Genomic DNA, 6,876 nt, shown 5'->3' on the forward strand with positions numbered 1-6,876 from the left:
GAAGAAGTAGCAGGAAAGCTTTCCGCTTGGGAATTTAAGTGGAACCCTAAAGCGAAAGTTAGGATTTCCAGTACCTTTCAGCAGGCTTATCCAGAAGCTACGATTCAAGTCATTCACAATGAAAACTTCGAACTTTTTGTACTCTAATTGCAAAATTTATATTAAATCAGCGATTATAATCGCCAAATTTTAATGAATTCTGCGATTACGGAGGAAGTTTTGTTGAAAAGCTGAATTTTAAATAGCAGAAATGCAATTCAACAGGGGGGTAAATTCTTTTTGTTTGATATGAAAAACTCAACCTTAGTTTGAGATTGTGTCGTATAATGTTTTTCTACTATAACATCTATTTATGTCTATCATACCCGAAATTTTGTTTAAAGGGGGCTTTCTTGCGCTCGCCATAGTGTTGATAAGAAGGATTATGGTTGTTTTTTCAGCTAAAAAAGTCTTTTGGAAAGAAATACTCGATCTGCGAGCATTACTTGTTGAGTTCATTTTTCTATGCTTGTTAATGATTTCGTTTTTAATAATTGAAGGTTTCGTTGATAAAAAATTTTATCTTTTTCTTAGTGGGGCTTTCCTTCTTGTGCCTTTGGTCATGAGTTTTGATTTTCTTATCAAGCCCTATTTCTATGCGTTTTTTGATCGATCTAGTAGAAGGAGCCCCTATTTTGAAAAAGTAATAAAGGAGCGTTTTGATAGAGATTATTTTGTTTACATATTGGATAAGGAAATTGTCAATGTCTACGCAACTGGACTATATGGAAAAAGTAAATCCATTTTGATTGGCAAGGGGCTTTTAGAGAAAATGGATGAAAAACACGTGCTGAATCTGTTAGCCCATGAGATCGGACACTTAGATCAGAACCATATGTTTCAAGCATATATAGCCAACATCACAGCATCAGCGATTTTTATGATTTCATCCTATTTGCTTTACCCATTGTTTGCCACTTTTGGTGAATATACAGAAGGCGCTATGGTGGCAATCCATGGTTGTTTTTTGGGCTTACTTTTACTTATTATCCCGGGTTTTGTCCAGAAAAAGTTTGAATTGGAAGCAGACGTGTATGCGGCCAACATGGTGGGTAAAGAAGATTATTGCGATACCCTTTTGAAATTAAATGAAATCACAAATCGTGAAATGGAAAAAGCAGCCATCAATTATCCACCACTTTCTAAGCGTCTTAAAAGTGTGCAAAACCCACTAATTGAAAACTAATTTGCTGTTTCCAAAAGAAAATCTTTCAACCTGATGACTTCTACATTGGATTCATAGAAGTATCTACTTTCACCGGGAGTAATGACAAATAGCTTGGTGATTCCCGTTACTGGAAAATTAGATACCGAAAACTCAAATTCTCTATGGATAACCTGCTCTAACATCCCTGCAATTTTAAAATTTGTTTTTAAAATTGCAGGGATGATTCAAGTTTTTAAACACGATTATCATTCATACTTGTGCCTGTTTGACTCAATTGCTACTATGTAGAGATTATGTTTTTTCAGCTCAGTTTTCCAGTATCAGATTTTTGATATATCGAAAGTCTTTTAAATCTCTTCAGCGGGCTTTTCTGATACAAACTTCTGAAGGAATCTAAAAGATCCATTTCCTTAGACTTTCCGCATTTGATTTCTGTGGCGATTCTTATTTTTAACCAAATTTTAACCATTTCTAAACCATTGAATAAACTTTGGAAGCCAATTTTTTTAAAAAACAAGTTCATCTCAAACGCTTAATTTTGCATTGAGACAGAAGGGTCCTTTAGTTGGCATAATTAATCTTAAACTCCTTAAAAAAACACCGTGAATCCAAACTTAAGGCCAAGAGCACTTTGTCGGGTTGTCAAGTCCAAATCATTTTCTTTAAGCGAAGTAGCATTATAACTGGCCGTAAGGTCAAGCGAACTTCTTTCACCCAAGAGGAAAGCCAAACCTAAGCCGCCACCAATATTGGTTACTGAAAATTGTGTGTCTGTTTCCAGACCTGAACCTGAGGTTTCCTCACTTCTTGATCCAAAAAGGGTATTGATCTCTGCAAAAGGAAGCAGCTTACCTGATGGAAAATAATACCGGGCAAAAGGGCCAACGCCAAGAAAGGAGAAGTTGGAATCCAATTCTATTCCATCTGTCTCTGTAGTGCCACTACTCGTAGATATAGCCACCTCCAATCCGGCTGCAAAGCGATCCGCAAAAAAATACCCTCCTTTGGAGGAAATAAAGAAAGAAGTCATTCGATCTTTCAGTTCACTTCCATCTGACAACTCCAAGGTGGAGCGATTGAAAGCTAATCCCATCAGTCCATCACTCTGACCCATTCCTAGAGTAGTCCCAACTCCCAATAGCTTAGTACCTTTTTCTGTTTGGGCCATTGCTCCAAAAGCAAAAAGGTTAAGAAGAAGTATAATCCAAATTTTCTTCATGTTGATAGTAGTTTAAGTTTTCATTTTTTATTTACCGATACGCTTCAAAGCAATAGGCATTATTTCCAGTCAGGGATATCACTTTACCTTTCGTTCCGTTTTCTCCAGGAAAGGTATAGATGGCTGTTCCCCAAAAAATTTCATCACGAAATTCCCCGATCAGTTTGGGATCGATCTTCCACACGGTCTTTCCTCCTCGGATATCTATCGCATGGAGCTTACCGCTTGCTCCCCCGTTGAAATAGACGATGCCATTCATGTAGCTCATTTTGCTGCTTGTACCCGATCCTCGGGTCTTCCAGAGCTGATTGCCTGTCATGGGATCTAGGGCATAGACGTACTGATCCTCATTATTCACGATGACCATATCCTCCTCGATCAGGAAGTTGGAGAAGAAGATCTCCCCGTCAAACTTCTTTCTCCAGTATTGCTGCCCGGTCCGTAGGTCATGGCAAGCCAGTTCAAATCCCACCGCCATGTAGATCCGATCGCGATAGATGACCGGAGGATTGAGCAGGACTCCATTGAAGCTTTTCTCCGGATTGATGATGGTCTTTTGATAGACCCATTGCTGGGAGTTCTGATCATAGAGTCCTAGGTAAGACTGCCAAAAGAACTCAAAAAAAGGCTCCTGCCAGACTACCGCCAGATACTCCTTCCCTTCGAGATCCACCGGCAGGGCTGCGGTCACGTCTCCGATTCGATTACCTGGGAAGAAATAGTCCATAGTAAAGTCTGGGCTCAAGTATTCTTCATACTGTCCATTAAGTATATTCCCTTTGAATATGACGATTTGGTCAATACTATCGGGAAATGCATTAGATCTACCAAACATGTAGAAGCTTTCCTCTTTTCCATACACATTGGATAAAAAGGATCTGTCCAGATTATTTCTACTTTTCCAATGGGTCTCTCCATTCTCCAGGTTGATGCAGTAAAGCCGGCTTCCTGCTGGGAAGAAAAGGAGATTATCAAATTGATAGGATTGATAGAGTAAAATATCCTCAGTGGCTTGTACAAATCGATCATCCCATTCCCAGAGGATCTGTCCATTAGTTGGATTGACCATAGCTAATAGCCTTCCTGTCGGTCCTTTGGTCATGGGTAAAATGATATTTCCATTATACTTGATCTGCATATCTGTATAGCCATTGGTAATGGGTTCACCCAATTGCACGCTTCTTTTCCATAGATAAGGAAGGGAAATTACTTCCCCTTCCTCATTGGTTTTTAGCTTGGGTTCGTCCTTATCAAATAGGAAACAGGAGCTAATCAGGATGGAGGCCAAGCAAATAATTCCCAAGCTAAGCTTCTTCATCACCTTCTAGCCGTTCTGAAAATATCATTTCTTTCATCAAAAACTCTGTTAAATTCTCGTTTGGTTGCATCATTCGGCTGCCCATTCAGCTTGCTGTTGGACATATTGAGCACTTCGATATGATTGGCACCTTGGATAAAATAGCGATTAGAGGCAGGCAGGGAAGCAATGTCCTGACTATAGCTAGGAATAAACCCGTCGGAGGGATAGTGCACCATGACTTGTCGCGTACGCTCCACAAATCCCCACTCTCCGCAGGACTGATCTCTATCTCTTCCAATATCATCGATAAGCAATTGCCTTCCCGGGATAGTTTCACAAGGGATCCAAGTCCATACCCAATACCTTTCTGACTCCAGCCTACTTGCTTTAGTTAGACCGTTCCAAATGGTTTCGCTATCCCTAAGCCAATCCACTCCCTTCTTCCATTTTGTCGCTTTATAAGTATTGAGAGCAGCTTTTGCAAATAGTATGGGATTAATAAAACCTAGTATTGCATTGGCCACTGCGCCAGAAGTTCTAGCCACAAAAAATCCGTTGTAGATTACCTCAACCCCTGTAATCACATCAGGCAATAATTGGTCACTTGGGGACGAATTATTGCGGGTTAGTGTACTACTTAACATACGCCAATGAACAGGGCGGTTTTCCTCTGCAATCATTGTTAGCCTAGGGATAGAGGAGCTTTGGGTATTTATTTGACTAAGTAATGGGCTACCCATCTTTAAATCAGCACGGGCAGTTGCAGATCCTGCATATTTTTCTAGCAGATCATTTGTTACAAATAATTCACAGAGAGCTTTCGAGGTTAGGCTAGCACCTATTGAAGAGGCAAATTTCAGTTCAATCATTTTCCAAGGTAAACTAAAAAGTTCAGAGGATGGGCCTGCAGAAATATCCGTACAGGCCTTTTGACTAGCTTTTAGCAAACTTTGGTCATCAAAGGAATTTGCTATGCCTGCTCCGGAGTTGGGAGATGCCACAGTGATCAACCCGTTGATCCTTCTGGAGGATGCTGAACTAACTCTATCCAAATTTCTCAAAACCACACCACCCATGCTATGGCCGATTCCGATATTTTGTAGATTGGGGGTAATTCGTCCACTTATAGTAGCGGTAGAACTAACTACTCCAGCATTTGAAGTGTAATCAGGACGGTTGCTGTTCATTTGTCGTTCTGCTTCAAATATGGTGGCATAATGTAGCCATGCTTTATCATTATCGCCAAGCCCATGTAACCAAAAAGTGGTTTTATTTTGAGCATTTGAGCTAAAAGAAATAAAAAAACCAAAGCAAATAATTAATAGAGATATCTTTTTCATAGCTGTATCAATTTATGGAAATATTCAAGTTAGAGATTTTGTTCAAAGTTACTTTGGTCAACTCGATTTGACCTTCAAGGATAAGTGGCTCTTCTACGCGTATAGCATCTAGGGCTTCAGAATCCCCCTTAGTATAACCGTAGTAGGTAGTTTGTAGGATTTCATTACTTTCGGTATAAATTCTATTTGCTACCATTCTGTTTTTATCCTTGTCAATTAGCATCACATTGATCCCTGTCTGTCCAGGTTCAAATTGCGCCAAATCCAAACGTATAGTGACATAAGTTTCATTTTCCTCCAAAATCTGAAACTGCTCTATTTCTCGTACAATGGGATTATTTGCTTTAATATTTTCAAGAAACTTCTCCAGATTAGCTTTAAAAAATTGGGATTGAAAATTTCGCAAAGCCTTGTTGATATCTTCCTTGGAATTTGTGTCTTTAATTTGTTTGATATCTGATATCCATGTCGAATAATCTAGCCGATCCATAGTTTCTGTTCCTAGCAACGCTCCAGAACCGTCATACCAAGATATCTCCCCTCCATAGATTATGGTTTTTTTTACTGGCGACCGATCATCTGGTAGATCCTCGTGAGGGATTTTGATCCCTTCATTTTGGGACAAATGCTCTATGGTTAGTTGAGCTTCTCCTGTTTCATACAATATAAACTCAACACGCTGTTTCTCTTCTGAGGGATTCATTGAAGAGAGCGAATTTTCATTTAAAGCATCTAAATTACCTTGATAATCAGTAGAAATAACTGATTCCCAAGAAACCTGAAGCAACCCCTTTGGAGATAATTGGCCGACTTGATTACCCGTTTGATCATTTGTAATCACTTCCTGACTACATCCAAACAAGAACATGGCTATAACCGCAAGGCCTTTTACCAAAGAAAGATTAACTAATCCCCCCCAGTTTCACTAAGAGTCCAGGAATTTTTTTTCCTAGCTCTTTTACTCTTGATTATTGATTTCATGAAAAATTAATTTAGGTTAATATTAAAACTAATCAATAATAAAACGAAAAACTAAATTTTCAAAGTATTATCAAAAATAAATTAAATCTTTCTTTTAAAACTACCTCACCTCAATGATAGCCGATTCCCATAGCCCATACCTCAGTTCAATATTTTCCCTTTCATCTCTCACTAACAATTAGTTATTCTTTATTATATACCTCATTTCTTTGATGTGCTGCTCTCTTTTTTCTTAGATTCAAGTTTTCATGTGTACTTCCATCATCTCTGGGTCTCAAAGCTAAGTTCTCTGCGATTCTTGAACTTGTTTTGGATGGAGGATTGTTTTTTTCATGAGGGCAGGAGGTTTTGGGTTAGTTGGATGTTCTTTTAAAGCTAGTAATTTTTAGGTTCTTTTCGTACAACATGCCTAAAATCGCAAAAATTATATAAAATCAGCGATTATAATCGCTAAATTTATATTAAATTTGCGATTATGTTCATTCAAAGACTACTTCAGGATAAGCTTACGAAAAAGCTGCAAGACCCCAAAGCCATTATTCTATTTGGGCCAAGACAGGTAGGGAAAAGCACTTTATTGAAACACCATGCAGATAGATTTCAAACGCCTATCCTTTGGTGGAATGGAGATGATGCGGATATCCGAGAGATGCTTGGAAGTCCAAGTTCTACGAAACTAAAAACCTTGATAGGAAAAGCAAAAACAGTGGTCATCGATGAAGCGCAACGGATTCAGAATATTGGTATTTGCATTAAAATCATCGTAGATAATTTTCCGGACGTCAAAGTCTTTGCTACAGGGTCTTCAGCGTTTGAACTCTCCAATACC

General features: G+C 38.8%; 7 protein-coding genes. 2 read left to right on the forward strand and 5 right to left on the reverse strand.

The window, feature by feature from the left end; all coding sequences use genetic code 11:
• The first annotated feature begins 601 nt into the window (after nucleotides 1-601).
• Nucleotides 602-1,225, forward strand: coding sequence for a M48 family metalloprotease (locus ACXIUD_RS06305; RefSeq protein ID WP_458051778.1), 624 nt, complete (start codon nucleotides 602-604; stop codon nucleotides 1,223-1,225).
• Here ACXIUD_RS06305 and ACXIUD_RS06310 read toward each other — a convergent pair.
• From ACXIUD_RS06310 to ACXIUD_RS06330, 5 genes are all read right to left on the reverse strand, one after another.
• Nucleotides 1,222-1,389: a hypothetical protein gene (locus ACXIUD_RS06310; protein ID WP_458051779.1), complete on the reverse strand. Its 168-nt coding sequence runs from the start codon at nucleotides 1,387-1,389 to the stop codon at nucleotides 1,222-1,224. The genes ACXIUD_RS06305 and ACXIUD_RS06310 overlap by 4 nt on opposite strands.
• 407 nt (nucleotides 1,390-1,796) lie before the next feature.
• On the reverse strand, nucleotides 1,797-2,426 hold the full coding sequence (locus tag ACXIUD_RS06315; protein ID WP_458051780.1) for an outer membrane beta-barrel protein: 630 nt from the start codon (nucleotides 2,424-2,426) through the stop codon (nucleotides 1,797-1,799).
• A 31-nt stretch (nucleotides 2,427-2,457) separates the two neighbouring features.
• On the reverse strand, nucleotides 2,458-3,744 hold the full coding sequence (locus tag ACXIUD_RS06320) for an outer membrane protein assembly factor BamB family protein (RefSeq protein WP_458051781.1): 1,287 nt from the start codon (nucleotides 3,742-3,744) through the stop codon (nucleotides 2,458-2,460).
• Nucleotides 3,744-5,066, reverse strand: a complete 1,323-nt coding sequence (locus tag ACXIUD_RS06325) for an esterase/lipase family protein (RefSeq protein WP_458051782.1) — start codon at nucleotides 5,064-5,066, stop codon at nucleotides 3,744-3,746. The genes ACXIUD_RS06320 and ACXIUD_RS06325 overlap by 1 nt, the downstream gene beginning before the upstream one ends.
• Nucleotides 5,067-5,073: 7 nt before the next feature.
• The gene (locus tag ACXIUD_RS06330) at nucleotides 5,074-5,961 is read right to left on the reverse strand and encodes a hypothetical protein (RefSeq protein WP_458051783.1); all 888 of its coding nucleotides are present in this window, start codon (nucleotides 5,959-5,961) and stop codon (nucleotides 5,074-5,076) included.
• 561 nt (nucleotides 5,962-6,522) lie between these two features.
• On the opposite strand from ACXIUD_RS06330, the gene ACXIUD_RS06335 reads away from it, so the two are divergent.
• Nucleotides 6,523-6,876, forward strand: a 354-nt coding sequence (locus ACXIUD_RS06335; protein WP_458051784.1) for an AAA family ATPase, incomplete at its 3' end; no start/stop codon positions are given.

Source organism: Mongoliitalea sp. (assembly GCF_054166905.1).

What these genes read in the sequence shown, in the direction of transcription:
- ACXIUD_RS06305 (WP_458051778.1), top strand. Translation starts at nt 602, where the DNA reads ATGAGTTTTGATTTTCTTATCAAGCCCTATTTCTATGCGTTTTTTGAT.
- ACXIUD_RS06310 (WP_458051779.1), bottom strand. Translation starts at nt 1,389, where the DNA reads ATGTTAGAGCAGGTTATCCATAGAGAATTTGAGTTTTCGGTATCTAAT.
- ACXIUD_RS06315 (WP_458051780.1), bottom strand. Translation starts at nt 2,426, where the DNA reads ATGAAGAAAATTTGGATTATACTTCTTCTTAACCTTTTTGCTTTTGGA.
- ACXIUD_RS06320 (WP_458051781.1), bottom strand. Translation starts at nt 3,744, where the DNA reads ATGAAGAAGCTTAGCTTGGGAATTATTTGCTTGGCCTCCATCCTGATT.
- ACXIUD_RS06325 (WP_458051782.1), bottom strand. Translation starts at nt 5,066, where the DNA reads ATGAAAAAGATATCTCTATTAATTATTTGCTTTGGTTTTTTTATTTCT.